Source organism: Rhodobacter sp. 24-YEA-8, from assembly GCF_900105075.1.
Classification (GTDB): Bacteria; Pseudomonadota; Alphaproteobacteria; order Rhodobacterales; family Rhodobacteraceae; genus Pseudogemmobacter.
The window spans coordinates 2,188,776-2,203,748 of sequence record NZ_FNSK01000001.1 but is presented as its reverse complement, the minus strand read 5'-3'; the positions used below and the strand labels follow the sequence as shown (position 1 = coordinate 2,203,748).

The following is a 14,973-nucleotide window of genomic DNA, read 5'->3' as shown; positions in this document are numbered from 1 at the left end:
CCTGTGGCGGGGTCTGTGCCTGCCGGCCCGATGCGGCGTAGGGCCGGGCGGTGCGCCCCTTTGCTTATACCCTCATCAAGCCGGGCTGCGGATGGGCTGGCAAGAAAAATTATTAATCGGATGATAGAAAGAGTTTATCTCGAGACGCGAAAGCGGCTGCCGGTTTTCTGCGCGGGCCGCCGCGCCTGTCTTTCGACCCTTCCTTGCGCAGCGGGGCGGGGTTAGACTGGCACCATGTCACGCGCCCCCAAATTCATCCATCTTCGCACCCATACCGAACATTCGCTGCTGGAAGGCGCGATACCGGTCAAGAAGCTTGTGAAACTGGCGGCGGGCGCCGAGATGCCGGCCATCGCGGTCACCGATTCCAACAATATGTTCTGCGCGCTGGAATTTTCCAGCCATTGCAAGGATGCCGGGGTCCAGCCCATCGTCGGCTGCCAGGTGGCGCTGGAATATGATCCGGCGGCGCCGGGAGAAAAGCCGCGCCTGCCGGCCTCGCTTGTGCTCCTGGCGCAGACCGAGGCGGGATATGAGAATCTGATGAAGCTGAACTCCTGCCTCTATCTGGGCAAGGCGGGGCAGCTGGTGCAGGTGACGGTGGATCAGCTGGCGGCGCACAGCGCCGGGCTGATCTGTCTGAGCGGCGGGCCGGACGGGCCTTTGGGGCGGCTGTTGCAGGGCGGGCAGATGCCGAAGGCCCGGGCCCTGACCGAACGGCTGGCGGCGATTTATCCCGATCGGCTTTACATCGAATTGCAGCGCCATCCGGGCGAGGGCGGGCGACTGCCGCAGGCCGAAGCGCTGTCCGAGCGCGGCCATATCGAGCTGGCCTATGATCTGAACCTGCCTCTGGTTGCGACGAATGACGTCTATTTCCCGAAATCCGACATGTATGAGGCGCATGACGCGCTGATCTGCATCGCGGAAGGCGCCTATGTCGACCAGCTGGAGCCGCGCAGACGTCTGACGCCACAGCATTATCTGAAATCCGAATCCGAGATGTGCGCGCTGTTTGCCGATCTGCCGGAGGCGCTGGAAAACACCGTCGAGATCGCGCGCCGCTGTGCCTTCATGGCCTATAAGCGCAAACCTATCCTGCCGGTTTTCGCAGAAGATGAGGTCGAGGAACTGCGGCGCCAGGCCTGGGACGGCCTGGAGAAACGCCTCGCCGTGATTCCGCTCGCCGCGCCGCGCGAAGAATATGAGGAACGGCTGAAATTCGAGCTCTCGATCATCGAGCGCATGGGTTTCCCCGGCTATTTCCTGATCGTGTCCGATTTCATCAAATGGGCCAAGGACCACGATATTCCGGTCGGGCCGGGGCGGGGTTCGGGGGCGGGCTCGCTTGTCGCCTATGTCCTGCTGATCACCGACCTTGATCCTTTGCGCTATGCGCTGCTGTTCGAGCGGTTTTTGAATCCCGAGCGGGTCTCAATGCCCGACTTCGACATCGACTTCTGCATGGATCGCCGCGAGGAGGTGATCCGCTATGTGCAGGACAAATACGGCCATGACAAAGTGGCGCAGATCATCACCTTCGGCGCGCTGCTTTCAAAGATGGCGGTGCGCGATGTCGGGCGTGTGCTGCAGATGTCTTATGGTCAGGTGGACCGGCTGGCGAAGATGATCCCGGTCGAAGGCGTCAAGCCGGTCTCGATCACCAAGGCACTGGCGGATGAGCCGCGTCTGCGCGAGGCGGCGAAAGAAGAAGTTGTCGCGCGGCTGCTGAAATATGCCGAACAGGTCGAGGGGCTTTACCGCTCTGCCGGCACCCATGCCGCCGGTGTGGTGATCGGCGACCGGCCGCTGGATGAGCTGGTGCCGCTCTATCAGGATCCGCGCTCGGACACGCCCGCCACCCAGTTCAATATGAAATGGGTCGAGGCGGCGGGGCTGGTAAAGTTCGACTTCCTCGGGCTGAAGACCCTGACCGTGATCAAGGATGCGATCCGCCAGGTGCTGGAAGCCGGGCGGCCTTTGCATATCGGCCCGGACGGGACGCAGCTTTACGAGCCACCGAAGGGTGCTGAGAACGACATCGGGCATATCCCGCTTGATGACAAAGCGACCTATGACCTTTATTCCGCCGCGCGCACGGTTGCTGTCTTCCAGGTGGAAAGCTCTGGCATGATGGATGCGCTCCGGCGCATGAAGCCGACCTGTATCGAGGATATCGTCGCATTGGTGGCGCTGTATCGCCCCGGCCCGATGGAGAATATCCCGACTTATTGCGAGGTGAAAAACGGCACCCGCGCGCTGGAAAGTATCCACCCGACCATCGATCACATCCTGAAAGAGACGCAGGGCATCATCGTCTACCAGGAGCAGGTGATGCAGATCGCCCAGGTCATGGCGGGCTATTCACTTGGTGGCGCCGACCTGTTGCGCCGCGCGATGGGGAAAAAGATCGCCGAGGAAATGGCGAAAGAGCGGCCCAAATTTATCGAGGGCTGCACCGCCACCCACCAGATCGACACCAAAAAATCCGGCGAGGTCTTTGACCTGCTGGAGAAATTCGCGAATTACGGCTTCAACAAATCGCACGCTGCGGCCTATGCGGTCGTGAGCTACCAGACCGGCTGGATGAAGGCGAACCACCCGGTCGAATTCATGTCCGGTGTGATGAATTGCGATATCCATCTGACCGACAAGCTCGCCGTCTATAAGCGCGAGCTGGACCGGATGGAGGTCAAGGTCGTGCCGCCTTGCGTCAACCGCTCGCTCGCGGTGTTTTCGGTCAAAGATCAGCAACTGGTCTACGGCCTCGGCGCGCTGAAAAATGTCGGTGTCGAGGCGATGCGGTCTATCGTCGATGCGCGTGGTGACAGGCCTTTCGCGACGATCTTCGATTTCGCGCGCCGGGTGGATCTGAAAAAGATCGGCAAACGCCCGATGGAGATGCTGGCCCGCGCCGGGGCCTTTGACCAGCTTGATCCCAACCGCGCCCGCATGTTCGAGGCACTGGACGGGCTGGTCGCCTATTCGGCGGCGGTGCATGAGGCGGCGGTCTCCGCCCAGGTCTCGCTCTTCGGGTCTTCGGGCTCGGATATCCCCGAGCCGCGTATCCCCTTCCGCGATGATTGGCTGCCGGTCGAACGGCTGGGGCATGAACATCAGGCCGTGGGCTTTTATCTCTCGGGCCATCCGCTCGATGATTACATGCCGGCGCTGAAACGCCAGAAGGTCGAGACCCTGGCCGAGATCACCAGGAAGGCACTGGCCAAAGGCCCTTATATCGCAAAGATCGCGGGCTCGGTTTCGGCGCGGCAGGAGCGGAAATCGGCCAAGGGCAATCGATTCGCCTTTGTCTCGCTCTCGGACCCGACCGGGCTTTATGAGGTCACCTGTTTCTCGGATGTGCTGGAAGCCTGCCGCGAATTTCTGGAGCCGGGCAGCAATGTGGTGCTGACGGTCAAGGTCGACCCGGATGGCGAGGGCGTGAAGCTTCTGGCCAATGGCGTCGAACCCATCGACCGCGTGGCGGCGAAATCCGAGGCGGCTGACATCCGCATCCATATTGACCGGCCCGAAGCGGTCACCTCGATCGCCATGCTTCTCGGCAAATCCGAGGGCCGGATGCGCGGTCGCATCACGCTTTGTGTTCCCGACGAAGAGGGGCGCGAGATCGACCTTCTCTTGCCCGACCCCTATCCGGTCAGCCCGCAGATCCGGGGCGCTATCAAGGCGATGCAGGGCGTGGTGATGGTCGAAGAGGTCTGACACTGCTCCCCCGGCGCCACCTGGCACCGGGATCATGCCTTCGGGGCTTCACGCCGACCGGGTCGGGAAACGCATCAGCAGCTGCGCCAATCAGCCGTCACCAATGCGGCGGCGGCTGGTTCGCAGCCGGGGCTTCGCCCGCCATCTGCTCGCGTTCGGCCTCGCGCTCCATCAGCATATGCACCCGGCGGTTCAGCTGGGTGATCTCGCGATCCTGGCGCGCCACCACATCCGACAGATCATCCATTGCCCGGATCAGATGCGCGATCCGTTCTTCCAGGGCTGCATCCCGGTCGCTTCTCTCAGTCGTCATCTTATCCGCCGCTTGTCGCCTCTTGCCCCATCCGCTAGAGGATGCAGCAACTGCCGCCGGGCCGCAATCACCGGCAAACGCTCCTCTATCCGAAGGCAAGACCCATGTCCGAAGGCAAGATCCGCCGCCCCCGGGCCGAGACCCCCAAGGGATTTCGCGATTATTTCGGGGCCGAGGTCACCGAACGTAAAGCCATGCTGGACGCCATTGCCGGGGTCTATCATCGCTATGGGTTCGAGGCGCTGGAGACATCGGCGGTGGAAACCGTCGAGGCGCTTGGCAAATTCCTTCCCGATGTTGATCGCCCGAATGAGGGTGTTTTTGCCTGGCAGGATGAGGATGAGGCCTGGATGGCATTGCGCTATGACCTGACGGCGCCGCTGGCGCGGGTCGCGGCGCAATATCGCAATGATCTGCCCTCACCCTATCGCCGCTATGCGATGGGGCCGGTCTGGCGGAATGAAAAGCCGGGCCCGGGCCGCTTCCGCCAGTTCTACCAATGCGACGCCGATACGGTCGGCACGGGGTCGGTGGCGGCGGATGCCGAAATCTGCGCCATGCTCTCGGATGCGCTTGAAGTGGTCGGCATCCAGCGCGGCGATTACGTGGTCAAGGTGAACAACCGAAAAGTGCTGAACGGGGTGATGGAGGTCGCGGGCGTCCTTGATCCCTCGGATGCCACCAGGTTCGAGGCCGAGCGTGGCATCGTTCTGCGCGCCATCGACAAGATCGACCGGCTGGGCGATGCGGGCGTGCGCGCGCTGCTGGGCGAGGGCCGCAAGGACGAGTCCGGTGATTTCACCAAAGGCGCGGGCCTCTCCTCGGAACAGGCCGAGGTCGTGATGGGCTTTGTTTCGGCGAAACGCGACAGTGGCGCGGAGACGGTTGCCCGGTTGCGCGAACTGGTCGGCGCCTCGACCCTTGGCGCCGAAGGCGTCAATGAGCTGGAAACCATCGCGGCGCTGCTGGATGCCCAGGGCTATGGGCCTGACCGGATCGTGCTGGACCCGGGCGTTGTGCGCGGCCTTGGCTATTATACCGGACCGGTGTTCGAGGCGGAACTGACCTTTGAAATCCTCGACGAAAAGGGCCGCAAGCGCCAGTTCGGCTCGGTCGCGGGCGGCGGGCGCTATGACGATCTGGTGAAACGCTTCACCGGCCAGGCGGTGCCTGCGACCGGGGTGTCGATCGGGGTCGACCGGCTCCTTGCGGCGCTGCATGCGAAAGGTCGCGTGGCGGCGGATACGACCGGCCCGGTCGTGGTGACCGTGATGGACCGTGACCGTATGGCCGATTACATGTCGATGGTCGCGGATCTCAGAAATGCCGGCATCCGTGCCGAGGTCTATCTCGGCAATCCGAAGAACTTCGGCAACCAGCTGAAATATGCGGATAAACGGCAAAGCCCGGTTGCGGTGATCCAGGGTTCGGACGAGGCGGCGCGCGGTGTTGTGGTGCTGAAAGACCTGATCCTTGGCGCGAAAATCGCGGAAAACGCCACGCTTGAGGAATGGAAAGACCGCCCCGCCCAGGTCGAAACCGCGCGCGGCGATCTGGTGGCCTCTGTGCGCAAGATGCTGGGGCAATGATGCTTTCCGCCAGTGACAGGGCCGCGATCCGCGCAGTTGCCGATGAGCTTTACGGGCAGCTTCTCGCCGCCGGTGCCGTGGCGGTAGAGACCGAGATCCTGCAGCCTGCCGGCCCGCTTCTGGACCTTTACGGCGAGGATATCCGTGCCCGCGCCTATGTGACCGCCGATCCGACCCTTGGCGAAATGATGCTGCGCCCCGATTTCACCGTGCCGGTGGTCGAGGCCCATATGCGGGACGGTGCCGAGCCCGCGCGTTATGCCTATATGGGCGAGGTCTTTCGCCGTCAGGAAGACCCTGACGCCCGCGCCCGCGAATATCTCCAGGTTGGCTTTGAGGTTTTTGACCGTGCCGCCTCCGAGGCCGATGCCGAGGTTTTCGCACTGTTCTCCGACCTGTTGGCGCCCCTGAACCTGCGCCCGGCCACCGGCGATATTGGGATTCTGATGGCCGCTGTGAGGGGGCTGTCGACCTCGGACCGGCGCAAGGCCGCGCTCTTGCGCCATATCTGGCGCCCGAAGCGGTTTCGTGCGCTGCTTGACCGTTTCGCGGGGCGTGCCGCGCCGTCTCCGGCCCGGGCCGCGCTGCTCGAGCGGCTGAAATCCGATGCGCCAGAGGCGCTGATCGAGGCCGCAGGCCCGCTTGTCGGTCTGCGCTCGGCCGAAGATATCGCCGGACGCGCAGCCGCGCTGATCGAAGATGCGGCCACGCCGCCCATCGCTGCGACCGAAGCCGCGCTGCTTTATGATCTGCTGACGCTTCAGGCGCCCTCGCTGGCGGCGCTCGCCCATCTGCGCGGGATTGCGCCCATGCTGCCCGCGATCACCCCGGCGATTGAACGATTTGCGGCGCGGCTCGAAGCGCTGAAGGCGCGCGGCGTCAATGTCGAAACCCTGCCTTTCGAGGCAAGCCATGGCCGCACCACGCTGGAATATTACGACGGTTTCGTCTTCACCCTGGCGGCCGCTGATCCGGCCCTGCCGGCGGTGGCGTCGGGCGGGCGCTATGACGCGCTGACGGCGCATCTGGGCCAGGGTGGCTCGATCCCCGCCGTGGGGGGCATCATCCGCCCCGAACTGGTGGCGCGACTGAAAGGGGCAATCTGATGCTCAAGATCGGGGTGCCGTCCAAGGGCCGGCTGATGGAAAAGACCTTCGACTGGTTCGGCGCGCGCGGCCTCGCGATGGCGAAAACCGGCAATGAACGGGAATATTCCGGCCGGATCGACGGGATCGACGGGGTGGAACTGGTGATGCTTTCCGCCGGCGAAATCCCGCGCGAGCTGGCAGCGGGCCGCATCCATCTGGGCGTGACCGGATCGGATCTGGTGCGTGACAAGCTGGCGGCGTGGCACGCCCAGGTGGCCGACTGGCAGCCGCTTGGCTTTGGCCATGCCGATCTGGTGATCGCGGTGCCCCAGGCCTGGGTCGATGTCGATACGCTGGATGATCTGGATGCCGCCGCAAGCGCCTTCCGGGCGCAACACGGGTTTCGCCTCAGGATCGCGACGAAATATCACCGCCTGGTGCGTGATTTCCTGACCGCCAATGGTGTTGCCGATTACGCGCTGGTGGACAGCCAGGGCGCGACCGAGGGCACGGTGAAGAACCTTACCGCCGAGGCGATTGCCGATATCACCTCGTCGGGCGAGACGCTGCGCGCCAACCACCTGAAGATCCTCCCGGAGGGGCTGATCCATCAAAGCCAGGCAACCCTGTTCCTGGCCCGCAACGCGGATTGGGCGCCTGATCAGACCGCGACCCTCGCGGCGCTTGCGGCGAGGCTGGGCCTCCCGATGCCGGGGCTCTGATCTTCCTCCTGGCCTAAATGCCCCGGGCTGCGGGGGCGAGCCCCGCCTCCACCACCAGCCAGGGGTGCGGATAGCGGTATTCCTCGAGATTGCGGCTTTCACCGATCCGGTCCACGACCGCAAACAGCCCCGGCGCGCCGAGCGGCGTCAGCACCCCATGCCAGGTGCCACGATGCAGGTTCACGCCTTGCGCACCATTGGTCAGAAAGGCGCGGGGGGTCATGTCCGGGCCTGTGGCGACGATCACCAGGAAGGGCTGATCCGACATCGGGATGAAGGCCTGTGAGCCATCCGGGTGGCGCTCGATCAGGTCGAATTCATAGGGCAGGGCGCGGGGTGCGGCCTTGAAAACCGAGATGCCGGCGCGGCCGGGCGGAGAGCTGTCTTCGCCGAAATCGAGGCGGGCAAGGTCATGATGGCGCTGGCAGAGACCGTCATTGATCAGGCGATGGGGGCCGGTTGCCGCAAGAACGTCGCCGAAGGGGGCGAAGGCCTCGGGTGTCAGGGGTTCTGGGTGGATCTGCATGGCAGCCTTTACGCTTGTGGTGAGCGCCGGGGGGCCTCGGCCCCCCGGACCCCCGAGGATATTTTCAGACAGATGAAAAGGGGCGGGTTTCAGCGCCCGGACGGGTTGCCGAAGGCGCCGGGGCCGCGCAGTTTGGCGTGACGGTTGACATCTTTGTAAAGCAGGTAACGGAACGGGCCCGGGCCGCCGGCATAGCAGGCCTGGGGGCAATAGGCGCGCAGCCACATGAAATCGCCCGCCTCGACCTCGACCCAGTCCTGGTTGAGTTTATAGACCGCCTTGCCTTCGAGCACATAGAGACCATGTTCCATGACATGGGTCTCTTCGAACGGGATCAGGCCGCCGGGCTGGAAGGTGACGACGGTGACATGGCCGTCATGGCGCAGATCGTCGGGCGCGACGAAACGGGTGGTGGCCCAGACGCCGCCCGTGTCGGGCATCGGCGTCGGTGCGATATCGCGCTCATTGATCACGACAGGGTCGGGGGGCGTCAGGCCGGCGGCGGGCTCCCACAATTTGCGGATCCAGTGGAAACGCGCAGGGCTGCGGCCTTCGGCTAAAAGCGTCCAGGAGGCGCCGGGCGGGATATAGGCGTAGGAGCCTGCCTCCATCTCATATCCCACGCCGTTCAGCGTCAGGGTGGCGAGGCCTCCGGTGAAAAAGAGCCAGCCCTCGGCGCCGGCATCGGGTTCGGGGGTCGTGGAACCACCGCCGGGCGCGACCTCCATCACATATTGGCTGAAGGTTTCCGCAAAGCCCGACATCGGGCGGGCGATCAGCCAGAGCCTGGTTTTATCCCATCCCGGCAGAAAACTGGTGAGGATGTCGGAGAAACAGCCCTTCGGGATCACCGCATAGGCATCGGTGAACACGGCCCGCCCGGTCATCAGCCGGGTCTGGGGGGGCAGGCCGCCTTCGGGAGCGTAATAGCTGCGTGTCGTCATGGCAGGAGGTCTTTCAGGCGAAGGGTGGCAATGCGTTCCACCTGGGTGCAGGCGGTCTTGAATTCGGTCTCGCTGTCATTGGCGAGGCGGGCCTCGAACGCAGCGAGGATCGAGGCCCTGGTATTGTCACGGACCGCGATGATGAACGGAAAGCCGTGACGCGCGGTGTAAGCGGTATTGAGGCGCTGAAAGGTGGCGCGCTCGGCATCGGTCAGGGCGTCCAGCGCTGCCGAGGCCTGCTCAGATGTGCTTGACGCCGTCAGCCGTTTCGCGGCGGCCAGTTTGCCGGCGAGATCGGGATGGGCGCGCAGCACCTGAAGCCGGGCCTCGGGCGAGGCACGGCGGAAGGCGCGGGCCAGTGCCGAGGCCAGCCCGACAGCGCTGTCATGGGCGGGGCCAAGCTCCAGCTCCCATGCCTGATCCGCGATCCAGGGCGAATGTTCGTAAATGCCGCCGAACCGGGCGACAAATGCCGCGCGCGACATTTGTGAGGGGCGTTCCTGCGCAACCGGTGGATGGGTGCGCCGCCAGTGATCGGCAATGTCGATGCGGCGGGGAAACCAGACCCCCTCATGGCTTTGCGCGTAATCAAGAAACTTCTGCAGGCCCGCAAATTTTCCGGGCCGCCCGATCAGCCGGTTATGCAGGCCTATGGAAAACATCTTGGCGTGACCCGCGACGCCTTCGGCGTAAAGCACATCAAAGCTGTCTTTCAGATAGGTGAAGAACTGCTCGCCGGTGATATAGCCCGGCGCAGTGGCAAAGCGCATGTCATTTGCTTCGAGCGTATAGGGGATCACCAGCTGATCATGGTCGCCGGTCTTCAGCCACCAGGGCAGATCGTCGTCATAAGTGTCGGAAATCCAGGCGAGGCGCCCTGTCTCTGCGGTAAGCCGCACCGTGTTCATCGAGCAGCGTCCGGTATACCAGCCCGAAGGCGGCGCCCCGGTGACCTCTTCATGCAGGCGGAAGGCTTCGGCAATCGCTGCGGCCTCGTCGGCCTCGGGCATATCGCGATGCTCGACCCATTTCAGCCCGTGGCTGGCGATTTCCCATCCCGCCTCCTGCATCGCGGCCACCTGTTCGGGGTTGCGCGCCAATGCGGTCGCGACGCCGTAGATCGTGACCGGGATCCCCCGCCGGGTGAACAGGCGGTGGAGCCGCCAGAACCCCGCCCGCGCGCCGTAATCGTAAAGCGATTCCATATTCCAGTGGCGCAGGCCAGGCCAGGGCTGCGCGCCCGCGATGTCCGAGAGGAAGGCTTCTGACCCGGCATCACCATGCAGGATATTGTTCTCGCCGCCCTCTTCGTAATTCAGCACCAGCGAGATGGCGATCTTCGCGCCTCCGGGCCAGGCCGCATCGGGGGGATTGGGGCCATGGCCTCGGAAATCGCGGGGGTAGCGGGTCATGGATACGGGCTCCGGCAGTGCTGTCACGGGGCAGAATAGCGCGTGGCAAGCGACAAGGCTTTTCTGTTTTGCGCGAAACTCCTTCCTGGTCTTGCGGGCCTTGTTGCAGGAGACTCGCCTGCACAGCGCTGTCATGCTTTGCTGGCGGCACTGATCAGGAGAGGGGCGGCAGATGGGCGGCAGGCTGACGACACATGTGCTGGATACCGCGCGGGGCCAGCCGGCGGCGGGGCTTGCGATCAGCCTGTGGCGCATCGAAGGGAACGCGCGCGCGCTGCTTGCCCGGGTGGTGACCAATGCGGATGGCCGCTGCGATGCGCCGCTGCTGGCGGGGGAGGCGATGCGGGCCGGGGAATATGAGCTGGTCTTTGAAGCGGGCGATTATCTGCGCCAGAGCGGCCAGGCGCAGGGCGAGGGGCTGTTTCTTGACCAGATCCCGATCCGCTTTGGAATTGGGCATCCGGACCAGCATTATCACGTGCCGCTGCTCCTGAGCCCCTTTGCCTATTCCACCTATCGGGGCAGCTGAACGCCGGGCCTTTTTCCCTGGATTGCACCGCCTGCGGATGCTAGTTTTGCAGGGCCCGACGAATTACGTAGAATTCCGCCGGTCGGGAAAGGCTGACTTGCAGTCTGCCGCTAACCTTGGCATGTCACTCGCGTAATTGCATTGTTCCGGAGAGATCACATGGCGTTTCTGAGGCATGGCTTTGCCGTTCCCGCAATGGTCGTTCTGATGAGTGGAAGCGCCCATGCGGCGCTGACCGCTGATCAGGTCTGGCAGTCCTGGAAGGACGGCGCCGGCCTGATCGGGCTGACCATTAATGTCGCGACCGAAGCAAATTCGGGCGGCACTCTGACCCTCAACGGATTGAGCATCGCTCCGGAAGACGCGCCCGATCCGCTGACCGTTTCGGCACTGACCCTGACCGAAAACAGCGATGGCACCGTCACCATCACCCCAGGCGACGCGATCGGTTTCCAGACCGGCACCGCCGAAGAGGGTGGCACGGCGAAACTGACCCATGACGGCCTGTCCATCATCGCCCGCGAAGGCGATAATGGTGGCATCATCTATGACTATTCGGCGAAAAAGCTCGATATTGCCTATGATTTCACCACCCCGGGCTTTGCTTACGGCGAAGATGAAACCCCGGAGCCGGGCAAGGATAATGGCAATTTCACCTTTGAAGGGCTGAAGGGCAGCTACAGCGATATCCCGGGCACCAACCGCGTGTTCTCGGTGGCGCTTGAGACGGCGAAGCTGATCTATGCGATCAATTCCGACCAGCCGTCATTCGACAGCAAAAGCACCTCGAACAGCGAATCCGTCAATCTTGCGCTGGCCGCTGAATTCACCCTGCCGAGCACCATCACCCTTGGCGAGATCCAGTCGCCGGCTGATTTCGGCACCGCGCTGCAACAGGGTCTCCAGCTTAAGCTGAACACCACCAACGGCGCCTCCACGGGCAAATCCAGTGAGAAGTCGATGTTCATGTCGTTTGACATGGATATGAAGGCCGGCCCGGCCACGGCAGATGTGCTGTTCAACAAGGATGTCTTCAGCCTTGCCTCGAAAGGCAATGACGGCATGGAGATCGTCGTGACCTCTGATGGTCTGCCGGCTCCGGCAAAGATCACCATCGCCGATGTCGAGATGAACCTGCTTTCGCCGGTCATGTCGGGGGAAACCGCTGCCGATTACGGCCTGAAGCTGATCCTTGGTCAGCTGACGCTGAATGACGAAAGCTGGGGCCTCTTTGACCCGAATGCCGCGCTGAAGCGTGATCCGATCGATCTGGCGCTTGATCTCAGCGGCAAGGCGAAAGTCGACTGGATCGCGATGGCGGTTGCAGATGAAACCGGCGGTGAGCCGGTGATCCCGGAGCCGGAATCGCTGAACATCACCCAGGCCGCGCTGAAACTGGCCGGTGCCGCCCTTAACGCAACCGGCGCGCTGACCTTCGACAACAGCATCGGCTTCCCGGCTCCGCTGGGCGAAGTGAATGTGAACCTCACCGGGGCAGAGCAGCTGATCAACGGCCTGATCTCCATCGGTGTCCTCGCGGAACAGGATGCAATGGGCGCGCGGATGATGATGGGCATGTTCATGGTCCCGGGCTCGGAGCCCGACAGCCTGACCTCGAAAATCGAGTTCAAAGAAGGCTTCAGCATTTTCGCAAATGGCCAGCAGCTGCAATAAGCTGCGGCCATAGGCTGACAAACCGGAACGCGGCCCTTCGGGGCCGCGTTCTGCATTTGGGGGATGCAGTTGCGGGAACGCGGTTTACAGAAGGGCGGCCGCGGGGCCATCGGTCTCGCGCCGGATCGCCTCGCGGATATGCGTCACGATGTAATCGGCAAAGAGCTGCAGCTTGGGGTCTTTCAGCCGCCGGTGCTGCATCAGGATCGCGAGCTGCGTGTCGAGCGGCGGCGTGGCCACCGCCACCGGCACCAGCCGGCCTTCGCGCAGATGCGCCGCCACCTCAAACAGCGGTTTGAGCACAATGCCCCGCCCGTCCAGCGCCCAGCCGGTCAGCACATCGCCGTCATCACTTTCAAACGGGCCGCTGACCGCGAATTGCTGCGGCCCGTCAGGGGTTTCCAGCGTCCAGCGATATTCGCGCACGCCCGGATAGCGCAGGATCAGGCAGTCATGCCCGTCTCTGATCAGCGCCGCGCCATCCGCCGGCATTCCGCGCCGCGCGATATAGTCCGGCGCGGCACAAAGCACCCGCGGCGCCCCTGAGATCAGCCGCATTTTCAGCGAGGAATCCTCGGGCATGCCAAGATGGAAGGCGAGGTCGATCCCCTCAGCCAGGATATCCACCGGCCGGTCCGAAAGCCGCAGCCGCAGCTCGATTTGCGGCCAGAGATCCTTGAAGGCGGGCACATGTGGCGCGATCAGCCGGCGCCCGACCCCAAGCGGCGCCGAGATGACAATGGTGCCACGCGGGTTCTGTGTCGCGGTCATCAGTGCCGCTTCGGCCTCTGCAATCGCTTCAAGCACCGTAAGCGCGCCGTCGTAAAACAGCCGCCCGTTCGAGGTCGGTTGCAGCGAGCGCGTGGTGCGGTTGAAAAGCCGGGTGCCAAGATGCTTTTCCAGCTCGGAGATCCTGGACGAGGCGACGGCGGGCGAACAGCGCTGATCCCGCGCTGCCGCCGACATCGAGCCAAGGTCATAGACCCTGACGAACATCCTCAGATTGTTGACATAGCTCATCCTGAAACCCGGATTGGCGCAGAAGCGGTCAGCATTTGATTGTTCGGCCCTGTTTGAAAGTGCCGAGAGATTATCCCGGTTAACAGGAAAGCCGGCTTCGGTATAGCCTGGGATTCAGGCAGAAGAGGCGGCGGCTATGTATGATTTCACAGTACTCTGGGACTGGATGCAACTGGCGGCGCGCTGGCTGCATGTGATCACAGCCATCGCCTGGATCGGATCGAGCTTTTACTTCGTGGCGCTGGATCTGGGCCTCAGGAAATCCCCCGACCTGCCGCCCGGTGCCTATGGCGAGGAATGGCAGGTTCATGGTGGTGGCTTTTACCATATCCAGAAATACCTCGTCGCGCCCGAACGCCTGCCCGAACACCTGGTCTGGTTCAAATGGGAAAGCTACGCCACATGGCTTTCGGGTTTCCTGATGCTGGTGCTGGTCTATTACCTGGGCGCCGAGCTTTTCCTGATCGACCCCCGGGTGATGGAGCTGCAGGTCTGGCAGGCAGTGGCGATCTCGGTCGGATCGCTCGCCTTCGGATGGCTGGCCTATGACACGATCTGCCGGGTCTTTGTGAAATCCAATCAAAGCCTTGTCATGCTGGCTTTGTTCGGCGTTCTGGTGGCGATGTCGTATTTCTACGCCTCGGTCTTTTCTGGCCGGGCGGCGCTTTTGCATCTTGGCGCCTTCACCGCGACGATCATGTCCGCCAATGTCTTCCTGGTGATCATCCCCAATCAGAAGATCGTGGTGGCGGATCTGAAGGCGGGCCGCACGCCCGATCCGAAATATGGCCGTATCGCCAAGCAGCGCAGCACGCATAACAATTACCTGACGCTGCCGGTGCTGTTCCTGATGCTGGCAAACCACTACCCGCTGGCCTTCGCGACCGAATATAACTGGATCATTGCGAGCCTTGTCTTTCTGATGGGCGTCACCATCCGTCACTGGTTCAACACCCGCCATGCCGGGCGCGGCAATCCGCACTGGACCTGGGGCGTGACGGTGGTTCTGTTTCTGATCATCGCCTGGCTTTCGACCGCGCCCTTGCGGCTGCAGCCTGAAGAGGCCGCGCTGGAAGGCGAGGCGCTGCGCTATGCGAGCGCGCCCGGCTTCGGGGATGTGGTTTCGATCGTGCAGGGGCGCTGCTCGATGTGTCACGCTGCGGAACCCGCCTGGGAGGGGATGCTCTGGCCCCCGAAAGCAGTCGTATTGGAAAGCGAGGCACAGATCGCGCATGAGGCCCGGCGGATCTATCTGCAATCCGGTGTCACCCATGCGATGCCGCCGGGCAATCTGAGCTATATGGAGGAGGCAGAGCGCCACCGGATCATCGACTGGTACCGGGCCGCAGCCAGGTTGCCCGATCCGGTCTGACCCTTTGGCGCAGGGGGGGCATGGGCCTTGCCTGCTGGCGGTCAGGATCGCGGATCGTACC

12 protein-coding genes are annotated in these 14,973 nt (G+C 63.3%); 7 read left to right on the top strand and 5 right to left on the bottom strand.

Going from position 1 to position 14,973, the window contains the following annotated elements:
• The first annotated feature begins 234 nt into the window (after positions 1-234).
• Positions 235-3,723, top strand: a complete 3,489-nt coding sequence (gene dnaE / locus BLW25_RS10710; protein WP_092898908.1) for a DNA polymerase III subunit alpha — start codon at positions 235-237, stop codon at positions 3,721-3,723.
• A gap of 97 nt (positions 3,724-3,820) precedes the next feature.
• Here dnaE and BLW25_RS10705 read toward each other — a convergent pair whose 3' ends face one another.
• Positions 3,821-4,036: a SlyX family protein gene (locus BLW25_RS10705; protein ID WP_092898906.1), complete on the bottom strand. Its 216-nt coding sequence runs from the start codon at positions 4,034-4,036 to the stop codon at positions 3,821-3,823.
• 104 nt (positions 4,037-4,140) lie between these two features.
• Between BLW25_RS10705 and hisS the strand changes: the two genes are divergently transcribed.
• From hisS to hisG, 3 genes are read left to right on the top strand one after another with little or no spacing between them, the layout of a single operon-like run.
• On the top strand, positions 4,141-5,625 hold the full coding sequence (gene hisS, locus BLW25_RS10700) for a histidine--tRNA ligase (protein ID WP_092898904.1): 1,485 nt from the start codon (positions 4,141-4,143) through the stop codon (positions 5,623-5,625).
• On the top strand, positions 5,622-6,731 hold the full coding sequence (locus tag BLW25_RS10695) for an ATP phosphoribosyltransferase regulatory subunit (protein ID WP_253188366.1): 1,110 nt from the start codon (positions 5,622-5,624) through the stop codon (positions 6,729-6,731). Before hisS ends, BLW25_RS10695 begins: the two co-directional genes overlap by 4 nt.
• Positions 6,728-7,435 (top strand): ATP phosphoribosyltransferase, encoded by a 708-nt coding sequence (hisG, locus tag BLW25_RS10690; RefSeq protein WP_092898902.1) that lies wholly within the window; start codon positions 6,728-6,730, stop codon positions 7,433-7,435. The genes BLW25_RS10695 and hisG overlap by 4 nt, the downstream gene beginning before the upstream one ends.
• A gap of 13 nt (positions 7,436-7,448) precedes the next feature.
• On the opposite strand, the gene BLW25_RS10685 is transcribed toward hisG, so the two are convergent.
• From BLW25_RS10685 to puuE, 3 genes are all read right to left on the bottom strand, one after another.
• Entirely contained in the window at positions 7,449-7,961 is a 513-nt protein-coding gene (locus BLW25_RS10685; protein ID WP_092898900.1) for an ureidoglycolate lyase, read from the bottom strand.
• An 89-nt stretch (positions 7,962-8,050) separates the two neighbouring features.
• Positions 8,051-8,905, bottom strand: a complete 855-nt coding sequence (locus BLW25_RS10680; RefSeq protein WP_092898898.1) for a bifunctional allantoicase/(S)-ureidoglycine aminohydrolase — start codon at positions 8,903-8,905, stop codon at positions 8,051-8,053.
• Entirely contained in the window at positions 8,902-10,317 is a 1,416-nt protein-coding gene (puuE, locus tag BLW25_RS10675; RefSeq protein WP_092898896.1) for an allantoinase PuuE, read from the bottom strand. The genes BLW25_RS10680 and puuE overlap by 4 nt, the downstream gene beginning before the upstream one ends.
• A gap of 172 nt (positions 10,318-10,489) precedes the next feature.
• On the opposite strand from puuE, the gene uraH reads away from it, so the two are divergent.
• Together uraH and BLW25_RS10665 are read left to right on the top strand one after the other, a co-directional pair.
• Positions 10,490-10,846 (top strand): hydroxyisourate hydrolase, encoded by a 357-nt coding sequence (gene uraH / locus BLW25_RS10670; RefSeq protein ID WP_092898894.1) that lies wholly within the window; start codon positions 10,490-10,492, stop codon positions 10,844-10,846.
• A 159-nt stretch (positions 10,847-11,005) separates the two neighbouring features.
• Positions 11,006-12,520, top strand: a complete 1,515-nt coding sequence (locus BLW25_RS10665) for a DUF2125 domain-containing protein (protein WP_092898892.1) — start codon at positions 11,006-11,008, stop codon at positions 12,518-12,520.
• An 84-nt stretch (positions 12,521-12,604) separates the two neighbouring features.
• Here BLW25_RS10665 and BLW25_RS10660 read toward each other — a convergent pair whose 3' ends face one another.
• Positions 12,605-13,540, bottom strand: coding sequence for a LysR family transcriptional regulator (locus BLW25_RS10660; protein WP_092898890.1), 936 nt, complete (start codon positions 13,538-13,540; stop codon positions 12,605-12,607).
• Positions 13,541-13,676: 136 nt separating this feature from the next.
• Between BLW25_RS10660 and BLW25_RS10655 the strand changes: the two genes are divergently transcribed.
• On the top strand, positions 13,677-14,912 hold the full coding sequence (locus BLW25_RS10655; RefSeq protein WP_092898888.1) for a urate hydroxylase PuuD: 1,236 nt from the start codon (positions 13,677-13,679) through the stop codon (positions 14,910-14,912).
• The last annotated feature ends 61 nt before the right edge of the window (positions 14,913-14,973 follow it).

Bases quoted from the DNA above. Each gene is read 5' to 3' on its own strand.
- BLW25_RS10685 (WP_092898900.1), bottom strand. From the start codon at position 7,961: ATGCAGATCCACCCAGAACCCCTGACACCCGAGGCCTTCGCCCCCTTC.
- BLW25_RS10705 (WP_092898906.1), bottom strand. From the start codon at position 4,036: ATGACGACTGAGAGAAGCGACCGGGATGCAGCCCTGGAAGAACGGATC.
- BLW25_RS10680 (WP_092898898.1), bottom strand. From the start codon at position 8,905: ATGACGACACGCAGCTATTACGCTCCCGAAGGCGGCCTGCCCCCCCAG.
- hisS (WP_092898904.1), top strand. From the start codon at position 4,141: ATGTCCGAAGGCAAGATCCGCCGCCCCCGGGCCGAGACCCCCAAGGGA.
- BLW25_RS10695 (WP_253188366.1), top strand. From the start codon at position 5,622: ATGATGCTTTCCGCCAGTGACAGGGCCGCGATCCGCGCAGTTGCCGAT.
- BLW25_RS10660 (WP_092898890.1), bottom strand. From the start codon at position 13,540: ATGAGCTATGTCAACAATCTGAGGATGTTCGTCAGGGTCTATGACCTT.
- dnaE (WP_092898908.1), top strand. From the start codon at position 235: ATGTCACGCGCCCCCAAATTCATCCATCTTCGCACCCATACCGAACAT.
- BLW25_RS10665 (WP_092898892.1), top strand. From the start codon at position 11,006: ATGGCGTTTCTGAGGCATGGCTTTGCCGTTCCCGCAATGGTCGTTCTG.
- uraH (WP_092898894.1), top strand. From the start codon at position 10,490: ATGGGCGGCAGGCTGACGACACATGTGCTGGATACCGCGCGGGGCCAG.
- puuE (WP_092898896.1), bottom strand. From the start codon at position 10,317: ATGACCCGCTACCCCCGCGATTTCCGAGGCCATGGCCCCAATCCCCCC.
- BLW25_RS10655 (WP_092898888.1), top strand. From the start codon at position 13,677: ATGTATGATTTCACAGTACTCTGGGACTGGATGCAACTGGCGGCGCGC.